The sequence below is a fragment of the Streptomyces sp. CNT372 genome (assembly GCF_000377145.1).
This window is the reverse complement of sequence record NZ_KB897780.1, coordinates 488,829-507,649: the sequence shown is the minus strand read 5'-3', so window position 1 is coordinate 507,649 and position 18,821 is coordinate 488,829. Positions and strand designations below refer to the sequence as shown.

Annotated in this window: 16 protein-coding genes; 8 read left to right on the top strand and 8 right to left on the bottom strand. The window is 70.5% G+C overall.

Translation table 11 applies throughout. The features are described 5' to 3' along the window. Positions 1-187 precede the first annotated feature (187 nt). Positions 188-553: a BlaI/MecI/CopY family transcriptional regulator gene (locus C593_RS30990; protein WP_078521429.1), complete on the top strand. Its 366-nt coding sequence runs from the start codon at positions 188-190 to the stop codon at positions 551-553. An 89-nt stretch (positions 554-642) separates the two neighbouring features. Here the strand turns inward: C593_RS30990 and C593_RS0112695 are convergent, their stop codons facing one another. Further along, positions 643-2,037 (bottom strand): cytochrome P450, encoded by a 1,395-nt coding sequence (locus C593_RS0112695; protein ID WP_018847664.1) that lies wholly within the window; start codon positions 2,035-2,037, stop codon positions 643-645. A gap of 131 nt (positions 2,038-2,168) precedes the next feature. Then, positions 2,169-2,996, bottom strand: coding sequence for a helix-turn-helix domain-containing protein (locus C593_RS29535; RefSeq protein WP_018847663.1), 828 nt, complete (start codon positions 2,994-2,996; stop codon positions 2,169-2,171). 518 nt (positions 2,997-3,514) lie between these two features. Here C593_RS29535 and C593_RS0112685 point away from each other — a divergent pair. From C593_RS0112685 to C593_RS0112665, 5 genes are all read left to right on the top strand, one after another. Next, a complete protein-coding gene (locus tag C593_RS0112685) occupies positions 3,515-3,919 on the top strand; it encodes an SseB family protein (protein ID WP_486591123.1) in 405 nt (134 codons plus the stop codon). Continuing rightward, positions 3,916-4,569: a hypothetical protein gene (locus C593_RS0112680; protein ID WP_018847661.1), complete on the top strand. Its 654-nt coding sequence runs from the start codon at positions 3,916-3,918 to the stop codon at positions 4,567-4,569. Before C593_RS0112685 ends, C593_RS0112680 begins: the two co-directional genes overlap by 4 nt. Next, a complete protein-coding gene (locus C593_RS0112675; RefSeq protein ID WP_018847660.1) occupies positions 4,569-9,317 on the top strand; it encodes a putative T7SS-secreted protein in 4,749 nt (1,582 codons plus the stop codon). Before C593_RS0112680 ends, C593_RS0112675 begins: the two co-directional genes overlap by 1 nt. Before the next feature lie 441 nt (positions 9,318-9,758). Beyond that, positions 9,759-10,208 (top strand): hypothetical protein, encoded by a 450-nt coding sequence (locus C593_RS0112670; protein WP_158686837.1) that lies wholly within the window; start codon positions 9,759-9,761, stop codon positions 10,206-10,208. Between the two features lie 86 nt (positions 10,209-10,294). Next, a complete protein-coding gene (locus tag C593_RS0112665; protein ID WP_158686836.1) occupies positions 10,295-10,942 on the top strand; it encodes a hypothetical protein in 648 nt (215 codons plus the stop codon). Between the two features lie 44 nt (positions 10,943-10,986). Here the strand turns inward: C593_RS0112665 and C593_RS0112660 are convergent, their stop codons facing one another. From C593_RS0112660 to C593_RS0112650, 3 genes are read right to left on the bottom strand one after another with little or no spacing between them, the layout of a single operon-like run. Then, on the bottom strand, positions 10,987-11,607 hold the full coding sequence (locus C593_RS0112660; RefSeq protein ID WP_018847657.1) for a dihydrofolate reductase family protein: 621 nt from the start codon (positions 11,605-11,607) through the stop codon (positions 10,987-10,989). Beyond that, entirely contained in the window at positions 11,604-11,843 is a 240-nt protein-coding gene (locus C593_RS0112655; protein WP_018847656.1) for a DUF397 domain-containing protein, read from the bottom strand. Before C593_RS0112655 ends, C593_RS0112660 begins: the two co-directional genes overlap by 4 nt. Further along, positions 11,840-12,661: a Scr1 family TA system antitoxin-like transcriptional regulator gene (locus tag C593_RS0112650; protein WP_037745497.1), complete on the bottom strand. Its 822-nt coding sequence runs from the start codon at positions 12,659-12,661 to the stop codon at positions 11,840-11,842. Before C593_RS0112650 ends, C593_RS0112655 begins: the two co-directional genes overlap by 4 nt. 114 nt (positions 12,662-12,775) lie before the next feature. Here C593_RS0112650 and C593_RS0112645 point away from each other — a divergent pair, with 114 nt between their 5' ends. Next, positions 12,776-13,228, top strand: a complete 453-nt coding sequence (locus C593_RS0112645; protein WP_026277627.1) for an ATP-binding protein — start codon at positions 12,776-12,778, stop codon at positions 13,226-13,228. A 40-nt stretch (positions 13,229-13,268) separates the two neighbouring features. On the opposite strand, the gene C593_RS0112640 is transcribed toward C593_RS0112645, so the two are convergent. Together C593_RS0112640 and C593_RS0112635 are read right to left on the bottom strand one after the other, a co-directional pair. Next, positions 13,269-16,109 carry a hypothetical protein gene (locus tag C593_RS0112640; RefSeq protein WP_026277626.1) on the bottom strand — a complete coding sequence of 947 codons (2,841 nt, stop codon included), beginning with the start codon at positions 16,107-16,109 and terminating at the stop codon, positions 13,269-13,271. Between the two features lie 225 nt (positions 16,110-16,334). Then, positions 16,335-17,207, bottom strand: a complete 873-nt coding sequence (locus tag C593_RS0112635) for a glycoside hydrolase family 19 protein (protein WP_018847652.1) — start codon at positions 17,205-17,207, stop codon at positions 16,335-16,337. 233 nt (positions 17,208-17,440) lie between these two features. Between C593_RS0112635 and C593_RS0112630 the strand changes: the two genes are divergently transcribed. Then, positions 17,441-17,710, top strand: coding sequence for a DUF1876 domain-containing protein (locus tag C593_RS0112630; RefSeq protein ID WP_026277625.1), 270 nt, complete (start codon positions 17,441-17,443; stop codon positions 17,708-17,710). A gap of 153 nt (positions 17,711-17,863) precedes the next feature. Here the strand turns inward: C593_RS0112630 and C593_RS0112625 are convergent, their stop codons facing one another. Continuing rightward, a complete protein-coding gene (locus C593_RS0112625) occupies positions 17,864-18,757 on the bottom strand; it encodes an RNA polymerase sigma-70 factor (RefSeq protein ID WP_018847650.1) in 894 nt (297 codons plus the stop codon). Positions 18,758-18,821 lie beyond the last annotated feature (64 nt).

Genomic DNA, 18,821 nt, shown 5'->3' with positions numbered 1-18,821 from the left:
AGGCGGCGGTGCCGCCGTCCGGTGCCTGAAGGGGCGCCTGCGAGAGGGGTCCCACGCCCCCGAAGGGTCAACTAGCGCGCATAGTAGTGATGTTGTGGTGCGCCCAGAAGTGGGCCTCGTGCCAGCCCGGCAGGAAAAGGAATTTCCCCTCGCTGGAGAGCACCCGGGTTCCTCGTAGGGTGGCCGCATGAAGCGTGGCCTGGGGGAGCTCGAAGCTGCTGTGATGGACCTGATCTGGAGAGCCGACGCGGCCGTGACCACGCGCGAGATGCGGGAGCTGCTACGGGCCCGTGGCCGGGAGCTCGCCTACACCACCGTCTCCACCGTCCTGGACAAGCTCAGCCGCAAGGAGTTCGTCGCCTCGGTCCCCGACGGCCGCGCCTTCCGTTACTACGCGCTGCTCAGCCGCGCCGAGTACGGGGCCGACATCGCGCTGCACGGGCTGCGACTCGGCGGTGAGGGCTGCTTCGACGAACTGCTGTCCCGGCTGACACCCGCCCAGCGCAGGGAACTCGAGGTGTCGGTATGCGCCTCCGGTCCCGGATCTGCTTAGGCATTACGGGAGTTGACGCTCGCGCGGCGCGCGGACGCACCGTTCGGAGGGGCGGGCAGACCGGAGGCCGCCCCTCCTGAGCGGTCCGGTCAGCGCAGGACCGAGGACCACCACGAGCGCCGTGACCGGGTCGCCGACGCCGAGGCGGACGCCGAGGCCGGGACGGGAGCCGGGGGCACCGCCGCGGGAGGGAGCGGCGCTCCGTGGGCCGACGGTGCGGCGGAATCCGACCGCCGCGCGGACGGAGGAGTGAACTCGACGGGCAGCGTCGCCGTCCGGGTGCTCACCCAGCTCGCGTTGATGCCGAGTTCACTCTCCGGAACGGACAGCGAGAGGTCCGGGAGAAGGGTCAGGAGCTCCTCGATACCGGTGTCGGCGATGGCCCGCCCGATGTCCCCGCCCGGGCACTCGTGCGGACCGGCGCCGAATGACAGGTGGGACCGGTTGCCGTGCATGGGCGTGCTGAGGTCCGGGCGCTGGTCGGGGTCGCGGTTGGCCGCCGCGATGCCCAGCAGGAGCATGTCGCCGGCCTTGATGTGCTTGCCGCCGAGAGTCGTGTCACCCGTCGCCCACCGCCCCGGCACCACACTCATGCTGGGCTTGTCCCACAGAACCTGTTCGAGCGCGTCGGGCATGGTCATCCGGCCGCCGGAGAGTCCGCCGCGGAACCGGTTGTCGGTGAGGACCAGGTGCAGGGTGTGGATGAGGAGGTTGCTCGTGTTCTGGTGGGCCGCCACCAGGGTCAGCCGCAGGTGTTCGACGATCTCCGTCTCGGTCAGCTCGGCCTCGTGGGCGATGAGACGTGAGGCCAGGTCGGACCCGGGGTGCTCACGTTTCTCCGCGACGAGGTTCCGCAGTACCCGTGTCACCTGGTCGTTGCTCTCCGCCGCGGTGGGTCCGCCCCGCATGAGGTCGAGGGTGGGTTCGACGAGGGAGGGGCTGTCGGACGGCGCGATTCCCAGCAGCCGGCTGACGACGAGCATGGGCAGCGGCTCCGCGTAGTCGCGCACGAGGTCCGCCGTGCCCGGGCCGAAGGAGCTGACGAGTTCGCGGGTGTAATGGGTGACGTACCGTCGCATACCCCGACGGTTGAACTGACCCAGCCCGTCGAGGATCGCGCCGCGCAGGCGCGCGTGGGGCTCGCCGTCGGTGAAGACGCAGAGAGGCTGCCAGCCCACCGCGGGCATCAGCGGGGAGTCCGGCGGGATCAGGTTCTGCTGGAACGCGGACCACAGGCGCGAGTCCCGGCTGTACTTGCTCGGGGTTCGCATGACCTCCAGGTTCTCCCGGTAGCCGAGCACCAGCCAGACCGGGATGTCTCCGTGCAGCAGCACGGGTGCCACCGGACCGTGCTCCCGGCGCAGTTCCTCGTACATCCGCGCCGGGTCGGTCTCCTCGTGGATACGCCGGGGGAAGGTCCCGCCGTGGGCCGGGCAGCCGGGAGGCGGGCCGGGGACGCTGGATATCGGGGGGTGGGCGGTCACAGTGGCCTCCGGAGGAAGGGGTGCCCGTCCCGGTCCGGGGCCGTGAGCGGCCGACGGGGAGGAAGGCGACGACCTCGGAGGCCGCTACGGGCAAGATCCTGATCGGGCGTCAGCATAGCTATCCCGAAGCGCTATTCGGCAACGGCGGAGGCGGGCTCCTCGTCCAGCACGAAGGTCGTGTGGGTCACCGTCATGGGCTGGTAGCCCAGGTGTTCCTCGGTGAAGATTCGGACCGTCCGCAGGCGCCCGGTCCGCGGGTCGCGCAGCGGCCGGGGGACGCTGCTCACGTGGAGGTCGCCTTTGCGGACGATCCAGTCGGGCAGGCCCTCGTAGGCGCGGAGCAGTTTCGGCCGGCGCCGGACCTCCCGTTCGATCTCCAGCAGCCGGGGGTCGCCCGGATGCTGCTGGAGCCCGATGAAGAGTGACGTGAGGGCCTGCAGGAGCCAGTGCTCGCGGAACGACTCCGGGCTTCCGTCGCCGAGGACGTCCGAGGCGTGGGGGTGGAACAGGATGTAGGCCATCCCGTTCCGCATCGGAGAGGCGAAGGTGTGCGGGGCGACGCCCCCGAACAGCTCGCGAAACGGGCGGTTGACGCAGAGGTTGTCGTTGGCGTGGTCGGTCACGATGGAGGGGTGGATGATTCCGTCGATCAGCCGCTGGTACGCGGCCAGCGACGGCGCCTCGCGCGGCGGGGCGGCGGTCTCGGGCCGGGGCGACGTCAGGTGATAGAGGTTCGCCCGGTTCTCCGCGCTGATCCGCAGGGCGTCGGAGAGCCGTTCGACCTGGCTGCCGGTGAGTTTCGACGGGTTCCGGAGCCAGTTGCGGAGTGTGCGGGGGGTGATGCCCACGGCCTCGGCGAGATCCTTCGCCGTCATGCGCTGGGCCGCGCGTGCGCCGTCCAGGATCTCCCGCACCAGATCCGAGTTCCGCTGCCCGGAATCGTGGTTCCCGCCGCCCATGTTCCGACCCCCGTCGTCGCATCTCTACCGCTGAAGAAACGTTCCTTCCTTCAGCTTTCACCCGTCGCGCCCTGCGCTCGTCCGGGTTCAGAACGGTAACTGGTGACTCGCGCTGATGGCACGGGGGTTGGTCGCCGTCGCGTGTCGTGAGCACCCGTTCCACGGACCCCCGAGGGGCGTGATCCGGCCGTTCCGCCAATCCTCCGCCCGTGCTTCGCCGGCCCCCCGTTTCCGGATTGCTTGTGGAAACGGGGGGCTGGCAGCATGCGGTGGTGACTGACAACGGGGACATAGCGGGGCGGCGGCGTTCGGGGCTGGCGGATCTGGCGGGGGTGCCGGCGGGGGCGGGCGGCTCGCCGGAGCGGGACGGAGCACGGCCGGACGGTCCGGTGCTTGGTGGGCCGGACGGGCCGGCGCCGGAGCTGGACGTGCCCGGGCCGGCGACGGTGGGTTCGGTGCCGGAGCCGGTCCTGGAATCGGGCGGGCCCGAGGCGGAAGCGGGGCCGGGGCCGGAGGCCGTGGGTCCAGTGCCGGACCCGGGGCCCGGGCCGGAGGGCGTCGATCCGGTCGCCGCGCGGCGGGAGTTCGCGCGGGTGCTGGGGGAGTTCCGGCGGTCGGCGGTGCTGGTGCCGTTCGACGAGCAGGAGAGTTTCTGGACGGCCGACTTCGGGGGTGTGCGGTGGATCTGCGCGTTCTCGGACGAGGAGGCGTTGGCGCGGTTCGCCGTCGCGCGCGGTGAGGCCGGGCGGGAGTGGCCGTACCGGGCGGTGCTGGGGGCACGGCTGCTCGACGCGATGGTGCCGTTGCTGCCGGGGCCGGGCGGGGTGGCGCTGGACGCGGGCAGTGCGGACGGCAGGCTGTTCCCGCCGGTGGCGGGGATCGTGCCGGAGGGTGTGGCGGTGGATCTCGGGGGTGCGCGGTGACGGGTGGCGGGGAGCGGGGGGAGCTGGCCGCGGCGGCGTCGGGGCTGGCGGACATCGCGAAGGGGATCGATCTGGCGCATGCCGAGTTGAAGGATCTCGGCATGATCGGTGAGGCGTCGACGGGGCGCGGGTTCTCCGATCTTGCCCTGTCGGGGCTGGAGTTGGGGCACGGCGGGCTGACGTCCGCGTTCGAGACCTTCTGCGACCGGTGGGAGTGGGGGGTGCGGGCCCTGACGCTGAAGGGGAACGCCTTCGCCCAGGGGGTGGGCCTGTCCGCCGGTTCCTATGCGGAGCAGGAACGCTACGTCAAGGACTCGATCAAGGTCGGGGTGAACTCCCTGAACGGGAACCCGCACCTGTCCGAGGACGAGGTCAAGCAGATGAGCTGGGAGACCGTCCGGGACCAGAAGGTGTGGGACAACGCGGACTGGAGTCGTGAGTCGTTCTCCGAGGCGCATCAGGAGGTCGAGCAGACGTGGCGGAACACCGCGTACGACGCGGAGGACGCGCTGCTCGACTCGATGGAGCGCAGTGGTGCGCTCGACCCGAAGCTGCGTGACGCGATGGACGAGCAGTTGAAGGAGACGCTCGCCCCGGACCAGGCGACCGTGGACCAGGCCGAGCAGCCGCGCTGGGGGGAGAGCCGCTGATGCCGGACTTCGGGATCGTCGGCGACCTCGCGGGCAAGGGCCTGGACAAGGCGGTCGACGCGGTCGACGCGGGGATCGACAAGGGCAAGGAGGCCCTGGGCGAGGGGATCGGCTGGGCGACCGACAAGGCCGGGCAGGGGCTGCGGCACTACGGCTACGACGGGGCCGCGGACGCGGTCGAGGACTGGGGTGACGAGAAGGCGTCCGCGCTCGGCGCGGAGGTCGGGGAGAAGCAGCTCGGGCAGAGCGAGGAGGCCGACGAACTGGTCCACGGCAAGCCGGAGAAGATCACCGCCGCCGTGAAGAACCTGCGCGACTTCCGCCAGGCCTTCGACCTGGTCGGCGGCGGGATGAAGAAGCTCGACTCCGGCCGCTGGAAGGGGGAGGCGGCCGACACCTTCCGGGAGAAGTTCCGGCCCCTGCCCACCGACTGGCTGCGGGCGGCGGACGCCTTCGGGGACGCGGCCAAGGCGCTGGAGACGTACGCCAAGGCGGTCGTCACCGCGCAGGGCAAGGCGCGGGAGGCCATCGCCCTGTTCAAGGAGGGCGAGAGCGAGTCGAAGTCGGCCGTCGAGGCTTACAACAAGAAGGTCGACGCCTACAACGCCGCCCGCAACGGGGACAGTCCGCTGCCGCACCCGGGGACGTTCTCCGACCCCGGGAAGGCGAAGCGGACCCGGGCGCGGGAGATCCTGGGCGACGCCCGCCGGGTCCGCAACGAGGCGGGCGACATCGCCCGGAGCGCGGTCACCGCGGCGATGGCCCACGCGCCGGAGGAACCCACCGGGCGGGAGAAGCTCAAGCTGGAGGTCATGGACCACTCCCTGGCCATGGGCGTGGAGAGCATGCACCTGGCCGGCGGCGTCGTCAAGGGCACCGCCGGGATCATCAACTTCGTCCGCTCGGTCAACCCGATCGACGGCTACAACCTGACCCACCCGGCCGAGTACTACAAGGGCGTCAACATGACGCTCGCCGGCCTCGTCTCCACCGCCGCCAACCCCGACCGCGCCCTGAAGAACGCCTGGGAAGCCGCCAAGGGCGACCCCTCCGAATTCCTCGGCCGCCTCATCCCCGAACTCGTCGGCACCAAGGGCGCGGGCGCGGTCAGGGGCCTCGCCACGGCCGGGATGAAGAACGCGGCCCGTCACGGGGCTCCCGACGGCCCGCCCCCTGGTCGCAGCCCGGCCCGGGAAGGGGTCGAGGACCCGGCGAAGCCCTCCCGCCCGGAGGACGCGGTCGAGAACGGCAAATCCGACCCGATCGACCTGGCGACCGGCGTCATGTACCTGCCGCAGACGGACCTCGTGCTGCCCGGCGCCCTGCCCCTGGTCTTCCGCCGCCGCGTGGCCTCCGACTACCGGTCCGGCCGATGGTTCGGCCCGTCCTGGGCGTCCACGGCGGACCAGCGTCTGGAGATCGACGCGGAGGGAGTCGTCTTCGTCCGCGAGGACGGCCGGCTGCTCGCCTACCCGCATCCGGCCCCCGGGGTCCCGGTGCTCCCGACCCACGGCGAACCCTGCCCGCTGGACCGGACCCCGGACGGCGACTACACGATCACCGAACCGGACAGCGGCCGCGTTCTGCACTTCTCCCCGCACACGGACGAACTCGCCCTGCTCGCCCAGGTCGACGACCGCAACGGCAACTGGATCACCTTCGAGTACGACGAGGACGGCGCGCCCGCCGACATCGTCCACAGCGCCGGCTACCGCCTGCTGCTCACCACGGACGCCGGGCGGATCACCGCCCTCGCCCTGGCCGGTGCGGCGGCCGACGGCGGCGACGAGCGGATCCTGCGCTACGGCTACACCGACGGCCACCTGACCGAGGTCGTCAACTCCTCCGGCCTGCCGCTGCGCTTCACGTACGACGAGCGCGGCCGGGTCACCTCGTGGACCGACACCAACGACAGCCGCTACGACTACACGTACGACGACCGGGACCGCTGTGTCGCCGAGCAGGGCGAAGCGGGCCATGTGACCCTGCACATCGACTACGGCGACCCGCACCCGGACACGGGCCTGCGCGTCACGACGACCACGACCGGCTCGGGCGCCGTCTTCCGGTACGTGATCAACGAGGCCCACCAGGTGGTCGAGGAGACCGACGCGGTCGGTGCCGTCACCCGCTACGAGCGCGACCACCGCAACCGGCTGCTGAGCCACACGGACCCGCTGGGCAGGACGGCCCGCTTCACCTACGACGACGCCGGCCGCCCGCTGACGGCCGTCCGGCCGGACGGCCGCGGCACCGAGGTGGAGTACAACGACCTCGGGCTGCCCGTCCGCGTCGTCAACCCCGACCGCACGGTGGTCCGTTACGCGTACGACGAGCGCGGCAACCGTACCGAGGCGGTCGCGCCGAACGGGACCGTCACCCGCTGGACCCACGACGAGGCGGGGCGCCTCACCTCGGCTGCCGACGGGCTCGGCAACACCACCCGGGTGCGGTGCGACCCGGCGGGGCTGCCGGTCGAGATCACCGACCCGCTGGGAGCGCTCACCCGGATCACCCGGGACGCCTTCGGCCGCCCGTCGTCGGTCACCGATCCGCTGGGGGCGGTGACCCGCTACGAGTGGACGACCGAAGGCAAGCTCGCCCGCCGCGTCGAGGCGGACGGCACGGAGCAGTCCTGGACGTACGACGGCGAGGGCAACTGCGTCGCCCACACCGATCCGCTCGGCCAGGTCTCCCGCTTCGAGTACACCCACTTCGACCTGCTGACCGCCCGCACCGGCCCGGACGGCGTGCGCTACGAGTTCACCCACGACCACGAACTGCGCCTCACCCAGGTGCGCAACCCCCAGGGCCTGACCTGGGACTACGCCTACGACCCGGCCGGCCGTCTGATATCCGAGTCCGACTTCGACGACCGGCTGCTCACCTACGAGCGGGACGCGGCGGGCTCCCTCGTCGCCCGCACCGACGCCCTCGGCCAGACGATCCGCTACGAGCGGGACGAGCTGGGCCGGGTCGTCCGCAAGGACGCGGCGGGCAAGGTGACCACCTTCGCCTACGACTTCACCGACGGCCTCGCGGAGGCGGTCAACCCGGACGCCACGGTGACCTTCCTGCGCGACCGGTACGGCAGGCTCGTCTCCGAGACCGTCAACGGGCGCACGACCTCCTACACGTACGACGCGCTGGGCCGGCGGCTGAGCCGGACGACGCCGACGGGCGCGGTGAGCACCTGGACGTACGACGCGGCGGGCCGCCGGGACTCCCTGACCACGGCCGGCCGCACGATCACCTTCGAACACGACGCGGCGGGGCAGGAGACCGCCTGCCGGGTCGGCGACACCCTCTCCTTCACCAACGAGTACGACGTGCTGGGGCGGTTGACCAGCCAGCAGGTCACGGGGGTCGCGGGGCGGAGTATCCAGCGGCGGGACTACGCGTACCGGGCCGACGGACATCTGGTGTCGCTGACCGACCAGTTGAGCGGCACGAAGACCTTCGAACTGGACCCGATCGGCCGGGTCACCGCCGTCCACGCGGCGAACTGGACCGAGCGCTACGCCTACGACGCGGCGGGCAACCAGACGGACGCCTCCTGGCCCGCCGACCACCCCGGCCAGGAGGCGGTCGGCCCCCGCGAGTACACCGGCACGACGATCACCCGCGCGGGCCGCGTCCGCTACGAACACGACGCGCTCGGCCGCGTGACGCTGCGCCGGAAGCCCCGCCTCTCCCGGAAACCGGCGACCTGGCGGTACGAGTGGGACGCCGAGGACCGCATGACCTCCGCGACCACCCCGGAGGGGGTGGTCTGGCGCTACGCCTACGACGCCCTGGGGCGTCGGATCGCGAAGCGGCGGCTGGGGGGCGACGGGGAGTCGGTCGCGGAGGAGGTGGTGTTCACGTGGGACGGGGCGACGCTGTGCGAGGAGACCTCTGGCGCTGCGGTTGACGGGCACGCTGTCTCGTTGACCTGGTCCCACCGAGGGCATCGAGTCATCGCCCAGGCCGAGCGAATCCATTCCCGGGACCTGAGTCAGCAGGTTGTCGACGAGCGCTTCTTCTCGGTCATAGCCGACCTGGTGGGCGCGCCGCGGGAGTTGGCGGGCGAGGACGGACGAATAGCCTGGTCTTCACGCGAGACGGTGTGGGGAAGCACCGCTTGGAAGCCCGACTCTTCGGCCTACACGCCACTCAGGCTCCCAGGCCAGTACTTCGATCATGAGACAGGGCTGCACTACAACTACTTCCGGTACTACGAGCCGGTGGTGGGCTCTTATGTGTCAGCTGATCCCCTGGCGTTGACACCCTCGCCAAATGTTCGCTCCTACGTCGCCAATCCCGCTTCCGAGGTTGATCCCCTAGGGCTTTCACCCTGTCCCGCCCAAACGAAGCGGCCCGATGCAATCGATGAAAGAGGCGAGGGGAATCGATGGACAGCCGATTTGAGTCATGTTACTGGGAAAACAGCTGAATCCCGGAACCGGGCGATAAATGCCATAATCGCAGAAGACTTTCCGGACCTGAAGTTTACGCACCATCCCGAGTATAGTCCCTGGGCGAATACCGGAATGGCAAAGCAGGGTGAGGGTACGCAGGTCGGATATAAGTCCTTCGAGAGCCGCGCGGAGCTTCGAAATACGCTAATTCATGAAGAGCTGCACCATCGCTGGTACTCAAGAGGGATCGAGCCTGGAACGCACCATCCTCGTGATGGGTCCGGGACCTCCGACCTGTTCTATAATACTATCGAGCGATACTTTAGGATGAGGGGCTGGGGGTCGTGATCGAGCAATCATCGAGGGTTGAAACTGAATGTCAGAATTGTGCAGGGCCCTGCGTGAGTTGGGTGGTGCAGCTTGTCAAGAGTGAAAGGCTGCGATGGGAAACCGAAGGGGCCTGCGACACCTGTGGAAACTGGCATGATGGTGGTTGGGGGGCGGCTCCGCCGGCTGTACGGAATCGTCTCACGGAAGAACATGGGTCGTACCGCCTTTACGTGCGAGATTCAGCCGCTTCGGGAGGAAAGGTTCTCAAGGCCTTCCGAGATGCTCTAAATTTGTCACTTTCCCTGGCTCGCGATGCCGCTCAGGCGGCACGTACTGAGGGCTTCGTAGCCACGTACGTGGAGGTGGCATGGGTTCAGGAGCTACTGAGGAGAAGCGGCGTGGCCTCGGAAGTTCAGCGTGTTGGGCTGACGGGCTGAAATTGCTGCCCTTCTGGCTGAAGTGCCCGCCAGGCGGCGATTACTCGCCTACGTCGACCTGTCTGTCACCTCACCTTGGGTTCTGCCGCTGTTGAAAGGCGTCGGTGGAATCCCCGTCATTACCGTCTCATTCCGCGCTGAAGGCATGCTGCCCACGACGGGCTTGCGCCATGGTCAGTCGGTGGCGTACGTGTCGAGGTCGAGAGAAACCATGGTGCTCTTTGTCGCCTGCAAAGATGTCAATGTGTTTCGCAGGCGTGTGCACGGGCTGGAAGAGATTTCCTGCGGGGCCGCTTTCAAGTATTTCGTGCACGGTGGCTGCCTGTTTGGCTTAGATGAAACCGGAGACTCTCTGGGAGAGTACGAGACCGGCGAAGTCGATGAGATCGCCACGCCTTGGGTGACTTCACTGCCATACTCGTCTCATGGGCCCGAGGACGTGCGGCGGGTGGCCCTGATTGTCAAGTGTTAAGGAATTCGTCTGTGACCCCGTCGGGGAGAGATAGTCTGCGGGCTTCTCCGCCGAAAGACCCGTCTGGAGAGCACTATCCGGACCTTGTGGCGCTTGGTGGGCTCAAGCCGGCCATCATACAGGTCGCCCGTGAGTGCGGTATTGATTTCAGGTGCGGCGCGGAAGGCCCTCGTGGTCGGGGCGATGTGTGGGCCGCCGCGGCCTTCGCTTCTCCGCGCGGGCAGATGCGGGTCAATCTGGGCGTTGGCGTTCGTAGGTTCGCGGTGACGTTGGACAGTGAACAAAACTACGTCTGGGCGAGCGGCAGCACTGAAGTGCTGTCCGATGTGGTCGGCGTGATGGGTGCCTGGAGGGATGGCATCGGACTGGTGGGGCTGGGTGAGGCGTTCCCGTTCATGGAGTTCACGAGGCTGGCTCTGGCGTATGAAGAGGGTAACCAGGTTGCCGTGCAGTGGGGCATTCTGGTCGATGGCAATTCCTTCCCCTCTTATCGCGACCTTCTCATTGCGCTCCGGGAGGACCGGAAGATCGGCCAGGCTTTCCCGTTCTTCTCGCACGGGACGCTGAGACTGTCGAACGACTGGGAGGATCCTGACGCGCCGGAGATCTGGATCCGCTCGGTCGGAGACGCGTCATTCGCCTTGTGGACCTTGGGGAACCCTGAGCAGAGGCAGGAATTCGCGGACCTGGCGAGCCTCACCCGCGCAGTTGGGTCCCTGCTTGGTGATCGATGACGCCGCGGTGTGGCTAATCGGGCTACCCGGACGGCGGACGCGTCTCAGCGCACCACGCCGTACGTCACGTGCGTGACCCGGCTCGTCGCCCGCACGGAGAGTTGGTCCAGCCGGAGCGGGGGGACGCCGTCGAAGAGGCGGGTGCCGGCGCCCAGGGTGACGGGGGCGATGTGGAGGCGGAGTTCGTCGATGAGGCCCGCCGCCAGGTACTGGTTCAGGGTGGTGGCGCCGCCGATGACGCCGACGTCGCCCGGGCCCGCCGCCTCGCGGGCGCGGTCGAGGGCGGCGGTGATGCCGTCCGTGACGAAGTGGAAGGTGGTGCCGCCCGCCATCGGCTGGGGTTCGCGCGCGTGGTGGGTGAGGACGAAGACCGGGGCGCGGAACGGTGGTTCGGGGCCCCACCAGCCGTTCCACGGACGGTCCCACGCGCCGCGCACCGGGCCGAACATGTTGCGGCCCATGATGAACGCCTTCGGGGCGGCGAGCTGCTCGATCTCGGCGCGGTTCTCGTCCGGGGTGTCGAACATCCAGGCGTGGAGCGCCGCGCCCGTGCCGTCGCCGCCGTCGTCGCCGAAGGGGCGCTCCTCGGTCTGGTGGTGGCCGGCCGCGTAGCCGTCGGCCGAGACCGTGATGTTGCCGACCACGCGGCCGACCGGACCGGTCATCCGGTGAGCCCGCCCACGAAGGACGCCCACGCGGCCGGGGGCAGCGTGAGGACCGGGCCCGCCGGGACCTTGGAGTCGCGGATGTGGACGGCGGCGGGGTGGGCGGCCACCTCGACGCATGCGCCGCCCTCGTCGCCGCTGTAGCTCGACTTGCGCCAGTCGTAGGCGACTTCGAGGCAGTTGCCGCCTTCGCTGCCGCTGTAGCTCGACTTGAACCACGTCAGGGCGGAACTCATGTCACTCCTAGCAGCCGATCCAACAGGCCCCTGGTGTCATCGGGATCGAGGGCCAGTGTCCGCAGCATCGCATACTTCTGGGTGAGGATGCTGACCTCGTCGGGGTCATAGATGAGTCGGCTCCCGCGCTGTGTCTCGGTGTAGGCCAGATGCTGGTGATCCGGCGTTTCCAGCAGGACGAACGCGCCGTCCAGCGCCGGGTGCGTGGTGTGGCTGAGCCGCATCACCTGCAAGGCGACGCCCGGTAGTTCGGTCAGCGAACGCAAGTGTGCGAGCTGATCGTGGTGGACGTCCGGTCCGCCCAGGGGGACACGGAGAACCGCCTCCCACAGGACGAAGCTGAGGCTGCGGCGGGGCGTGCAGTGCAGGATGCGCTGGCGTCGCAGACGGCGTTCCGTCTGGTTCTCGATCTCGTCGGCGTCCATGACCGGGATGCGGCTCGCGAACACTGCTCGTGCGTACTCCTCGGTCTGCAACAGGCCCGGGACCACCTGGTTCTCGTACGACGACAGAGCCAAAGCTTCCTCCTCCCGGTCGAGGAACTCCTCCGCCCACGCCGGGATCAGGTCCACCTCCGGCATGTTCTCCACCGCGACCGAGAGCGCGCCCTTGGTGTCGAGGCGGTCGTCGAAGCGTTCGGCGAGGTCGGGTTTGAGGGTGCGGCGGCCCTGTTCGATCGAGGCGACCGTCTCCTCCGCGAGGTTGAACTCGGCTGCCAGGGCGCGCTGGGTGAGGCCGGCGGCCTCGCGGAAGCGGGCCAGCTGGCGGCCGAGCATGCGCATGGCCGTGGCGTTCTTGCGGCGTCTCCTGGAGCTCATACCCGCTCAACTCCCCCGGGGTGGCCGTACGTTACGCCCGTACCGCCCGTACAGAAGAGTTGTACGGGTGGGTGCACTCCTCGCACGGTCTCCGTCGCCGGGAGGCTCGGCCGTGTGGATACGACGATGCAACACGCGGCGCTGCGCGAGCTGTTCTGCCGCCGGGAGCGCCGATCTGTTGGCAGGGCGCGAGAGTTCGCCAGGGAGGCGCTGGACGCGTGGGGGTGGGAGGGGGCGCGGGCCGGGGACGTGCTGCTCTGTGTCAGCGAGCTGGCGACCAACGCCCTCGTCCACGGGGTCCCGCCCGGACGCGGCTACCTCGTGCGGCTGCTGAACGAGGACGCGGGCCGCCGTCTCCGCGTCGAGGTGCACGACAGCGGGGACGGACGGCCCGCGCTCGCCCCGCCCGGCGGCTCCGGGACCGGCTCCGGGACCGGGGCCCGGCCGGAGGAGGCCGAATCGGGGCGGGGGCTGCTGCTGGTCGCCGCGCTCGCCGACACCTGGGGCGTCGGCGAGCGCGACCCCGGCAAGGTGGTGTGGTGCGCCTTCACCCGGGGGCGGGCGTGAGCCCACGAGCTACGAGCTCGTGAGCCCAGGGCCCCGGGGGCTACGACGCGTCGCGCACCACACCCTCCCGCGCCTTGCCCAGGGGCTTGCCCTCGTCCGTCGCGAACTGGAGGCGGACGTACTCGGCCGGCTCCTTCACACGGTCACGAACGGTCGGGACCGTCACCTCGGCCGAGGTCTTCCCGGCCGGGACGGCGAACCAGAGGTTCGGGTACTCGACGCGGGAGAGCGGGACCGCCGGGTCCGGGATGCGGTCCACCAGGGCGGACAGCCAATCCTGGTCGACGTCGGCGGTCGAGAGCGCCCGGCGGCCGGACGGCAGGGCCAGGATCTCCGCGGTGGCGTACATGTCGACGTCCGCCGCGGCCGAGAGGGAGACGCGCCAGGTCAGCGGCTTGCCCTCGGTGACGTCGGCGGCCACCGGCTTGACCGTGAGCTTCGGCATCGGGTCGTCGTTCTCGGCGGTCACCCCGCCCGCGTCCGCGCCCACGACCGTGCCCCGGACCGCCTTGACCAGGATGTCGTGCTGCTTGTCCCAGCCGTACCGCTTGTTGCCCTTGACCTCGACCTTCACCTTGATGCCGGACGTGCCGGGGCCGACCTTCACCAGGCGGCCGGTGGCCTTGCCGGAGTCGGGGTCGATGACGTACAGGCGGACCGTGCCGGTGTTCGTGCCGGTGGTGCGGACGGGCACCTTGTACGTACGGACGCCCGAGTCGCCCTCCTCGACCGTGAGCCGGCCGATGTCCACACGGGCCAGCGGCGCGGCCCGGACCGCCGGAGTGCCCGGCTTCCAGGACCAGGCGTCCATCAGCCACGCCTTTCCGGAACGGGACGTCGGCGTCAGCTCCAGGGACGCGATCCGCGCCAGGTCGAGCCGGGCGCGGGTCGCGGCGGTCAGCGGGAGGCGGACCTCCTGCGCCCAGTACGAGGAGGTGCGCTCACTGCCGGGCAGCCCGTCCACGCGGACCGTGCCCAGGGTCGCCCGCTTGCCCGAGGCGTCCTTCACGGCCACGTCGAGCCGCGTGCCACTGCTGTTCGGCGGGACGGCGACGCGCAGCGCGAGGGAGGTCGCGCCCTTGACGGAGAGCGGCTCGCCGGGGGTCACCCGGGCCGCCGTGCCCGGCCTGGACCAGGACAGGGCGATCGCGCGGCGGCCGGCTTCGTGCTCCGGGCGCCAGCTCGCGAAGTGCGGAGAGGAGCCGATGACGTCCTGGCCGAGGCAGGCGGACCTGCCGGGGGCGACCGCGTCGCAGAGCCGGGCAGCGCCGGAGACCTTGACCGGGTGCGCCGGGTTCGCCGGGTCGTCGGGCAGGAAGCCCGCGCCCCGGTTGCCGCCGACCGCGTGGGTCAGCACCCGGGCGGGGTCGGCGGAGGGGGCGCGGCGGCCGGTGCCGTCGACGAGTTCGCGGACGCGGTCGTCACCGGCGACGAACAGCCTCGCGGCGGCGGCGATGTAGGTGGCGCCCGCCCTGTGCTGCTGGTCGGCGGTGAGCCGGCCGGCCTTGCCGGGGGAGCAGAGCGGGTCGGGGGTCTCCGGGTCGTGCCAGAAGTCGTCGTTCGCGGGGGCGGCGGCCTGGCCGGGGGTCCACTCGCTGTTGAAGTAGTTGTGGTTGGCGCCGACCATGTAGACCGAGCTGTGCAGGGCCTTGCCCCGGCTCACCCCGCGGGTGCCGTCCGCGTACACCTGGCCCTGGAGGTCGGAGACGTCGCCGTCACAGCCCGGCAGGATGGTCAGGGAGGGGACGTCGGCGACCGGGTTCTGGGCGAAGATCGTCGGGCCGATGTGGACCAGGCCGCGGATGGTCCAGCGGGCCTTGCCGCGGTAGCCGTCCTGGGCGGGCGGCGGCGGGTACAGGCTGTCCATGGCCGCGCGGTTGACGCCCTCACCGCCACGCGAGTGCCCGACGAGGAGCACCCGGGACGGGTCCGGCTTGACGCCCTTGGGTACGCCCGCGGGCGCGGCGGCGGGCTCGGCCGCCCAGTCGGCCCAGCGGCCGAGGTGGTTGCGCACCAGCGAGGAGCGGGCCTGGGCGCCGCTGTCCTCGATCTCCGCGTCCTGGCCGTTGACGCCGTTCGCGGAGATCGAGACGGTGACATAGCCCTGGGAGGCGAGCAGCCGCTGGTCGCGCAGATAGCCCTTGTGGCTGGGGATGGGCTTGGCGCCCTTGGCGCAGGGCCAGTCGATGGTCACGTCCTCGTCCTTGCCGGGGACGTAGCAGGTGGCGTGGCGGCCGTGCAGGAAGAGGGCGATCGGCCGCTTGCCGGGCGCGCCCTTCGGGGCGACGACGAGGCCGCGCATTTCCACGGCGGCCTTCATCCCGGGGAGCTTCACGGACGGAAGGCCGTACTCGCCGGTGGTCGTGGAGTACGGGCCCGCCTTGCCGGGGTCGACGGTTCCGGCGGGGAGCTTCGGCGGCAGCTTCGGCGCGGGCTGCTTGGCGGCGCGGCGGTCGCCCGCGCCGGGGACCTCGTCGAGCCGGCGGCCGGCGGCCTCGACCCGGAGGTTCTTCAGATCGCCCAGGTCGTCGGCGCGGGCCGTGTCGAGGGGGAGGCGGAAGGTCCGGCCGTCGTTCCCCGGTTCGGGGACGCCGACGAGGTCGCCGTCGGCGCGGAACTCCACGCGGGCGTCGCCGTGCGGGATGCGCTTCGGGGAGCGCCACTCCAGGTGGTTCCGGCCGTCCTCGGCGGTGATCCGCCAGCCGGGCGGCAGGCCGTTGCCGGCGCTGTCCCCGTCGGCGTTCCCGGTGCCGGGTGCCGCGGGAGCGGCGGCCCGGGTGTCGGGCGGTGGCGCCGGGGCGGCGTGCGCCACCGCGGGCGCCACCCCCGCCACGGTGAGCACCGCTGTCGCGGTGGCCCATGCTCTCCGGCCACGTATCAAGGCTCCTCCTCAACCCCCGTTGCCCGCGCGTCTGTTTCAGGTCGAACGCGCTCTCGGACTCGGAGACGGGGAGAGGGAGCTGTGGGTTGCCTGTGGGTGTGGGAGCGGGCGGGGTTGCGGGTGAGCGGGGTGTGGACGGGCCGGGGCCGGGCATGGGTCGGCCGCGGTCCCGGGGGTGGTGGGCGCCCCGGGCCCGCGGCCCGTCGTGGGGGAGCGTCAGCAGGCTCAGCAGTAGAGGTTGCCGCCCGGGGCGACGCCCAGGATCTGCGTGAACTGCTGGTACTTGGTCACCCGGCTCTGCACCTGCGCCGGGTTCTTGCCGTCGCACTCCAGGGCCCCGTTGATCGAGCGGATGGAGTGGCCGAAGCCGTGGCCGTTCACCATCGCGTTGTGGCCGGTCATGGAGCCCGGACCGGACTGGGTGTTCCAGTACCAGAGGCCGGTCCTCCAGGCGACGGCCGCCTCGTTCTGGACGCGCCAGGGGTTGTTCAGCAGGTCGATGCCGAGGGCGTCACCGGCCGCCTTGTAGTTGAAGTTCCAGCTCAGCTGGATGGGGCCGCGCCCGTAGTAGGCGGCCTGGCCGGCCGGGCAGCCGTAGGGCTGTCCCCAGTCGCAGTAGTGCGGGTAGTTGGCCTGGTTCTGCTCGACGATGTGGACGAGCCCGCCGGTCTCGTGGCTGACGTTGGCGAGGAAGGCGGCGGCCTCCTGCTTGCGGACCGTGTCGCTGCCGGTCTTGGCGAAGCCGGGGTACGAACTGAGGGCGGCGGTCAGTCCGCTGTAGGTGTAGAAGGAGTTCCGGTTCGGGAACATCTGGTTGAACTGGGCCTCACTGACCACGAATCCGGACGGGCTGGGGTTGCCCCCGCCGCCACCGCAGTTGTACGGGTCCCAGTACCAGGTGCTGACCGTCGGGCTGTAGCCCGGGTTGCCGTGCTCGGCGATGTAGTAGGAACCGTTGTACCTGACAACGTTGCCAGCGTTGTACCAGGTGCCCTGCTGCCAGTTGGGGGCGGTGTCGCAGGGGGAGGCGGCGGACGCGGTCGGGGTCAGCGCCACCGCGAGCCCGGCGGCGACGAGGACCGCCGTCAGCAGGGCCATGATGCGGGATTTCAGTCTCAGCACTCGAACACTCCTCTGAGCGCAACAGCCCTGCTTGTCAACGGAGTTGACCGGGGGGAGGGCTGTGGTGGGGGTAGTTCCCACACTCAAGCGCGATTGACGTGATCGAGTCAAGGTATAGACCATTGTGACTTCCGGGTAAGAAGCGACCCCGGTTCGCGATCAGGGCGGGAACGGAGGACGCTGGAAGGACCGGCCCGGAGGTGATCCCCATGCAGACACTCGTCGGATGGCACATCGAGATGGAGTTCCAGGAGGACGGCGACCGGACGAGGGCCGCCGCCATGGTCAGGCTCGGCGACGGCACGGAGTACCGGGGGCACGGCAACGCGAACCGGCACCGGTCCGACGAGCCGCAGCTCATGGTCGGCGAGGAGATCGCCGGCGCGCGGGCCCTCATGGATCTGGCCTCGCAGCTTCTCCAGAAGGCCCACACGGAGATCGACGAGGCGTCCGGGAGGACGTCCCACCCGATCCGCTGAGCGCGCGTTCGCGGGGCGCCCGTTCGCGGGACGCGGGTTCCCGGGACGCGGGTTTCCGGGGCGTGCGTTCGCGGGGTGCGCGTTCATTGGGTGCGCGGAGGGCGCGAGCCCCGGCCGGTGAGGGCCGGGGGCTCGCGCACGGCAGGCGCCGGGTCAGCGAACAGCGAGCGGATTCGGCTTCGCGACGTGCGACAGCTTCTCGGGGTTGCGTACGTAGTAGACCCCGGTGACGCGTCCGCCTCCCACACCGATCGCCAGGACTCCGTCGATCTCTCCGTCCAGACGCACGAGGAGAGCCGGGCTGCCGTTGATCGTCGTCGGTTCGGTGGTGAGTGTGCCGGTGAGCTTCGCCATCCCGCCGGCGAACATGCGGGCCACCCGGTCGGCACCGCGCACCGGCCGCAGGGCCGCGTGCTTGATGCCGCCACCGTCGCTGATCAGAACGACATCCGGCGCGAGGACATCGAGGAGGGCCTGCGGGTTCCCCGTCTCGACAGCATGCCGGAACGACTCCAGCGCCGTTCTCCCCTCCTCGGACGAGACCGGCCGCCGGGGGCGGCGGGCGTCGACGTGCCTGCGTGCGCGGTGGGCGATCTGGCGGACAGCCGCAGGGCTCTTGTCGACGGCGGCCGCGATCTCCTCGTACCCGACGTCGAACACCTCGCGGAGCACGAAGACGGCCCGCTCGGTCGGTGACAGGGTTTCGAGGACGAGCATCAGCGCCATCGACACGCTCTCGGCGAGTTCGACGTCGTCCGCCACGTCGGGCGCCGTGAGCAACGGTTCGGGAAGCCAGGAGCCCACGTACGCCTCCCGGTGACGCCTGATGGTGCGCAGACGGTTGAGCGCCTGGCGGGTGGTGATCCGGACGAGGAAGGCGCGCGGGTCGCGCACCTCGTCGCTGCCGACCCGGATCCACTGGAGCCACGTCTCCTGCAGCACGTCCTCCGCGTCGGCCGCCGAGCCGATGACCTCGTAGGCGACGGTGAACAGCAGGTTGCGGTGGGCCAGGAACTCGTCGGTCGCCGGGTCTGCGGGGTCGCTCATCTCTCGTCTTCTCTCCTCGTCTCGGCGGCCGGCCCGTGGGGGCAGCCGTCGCATGCGTGCACCG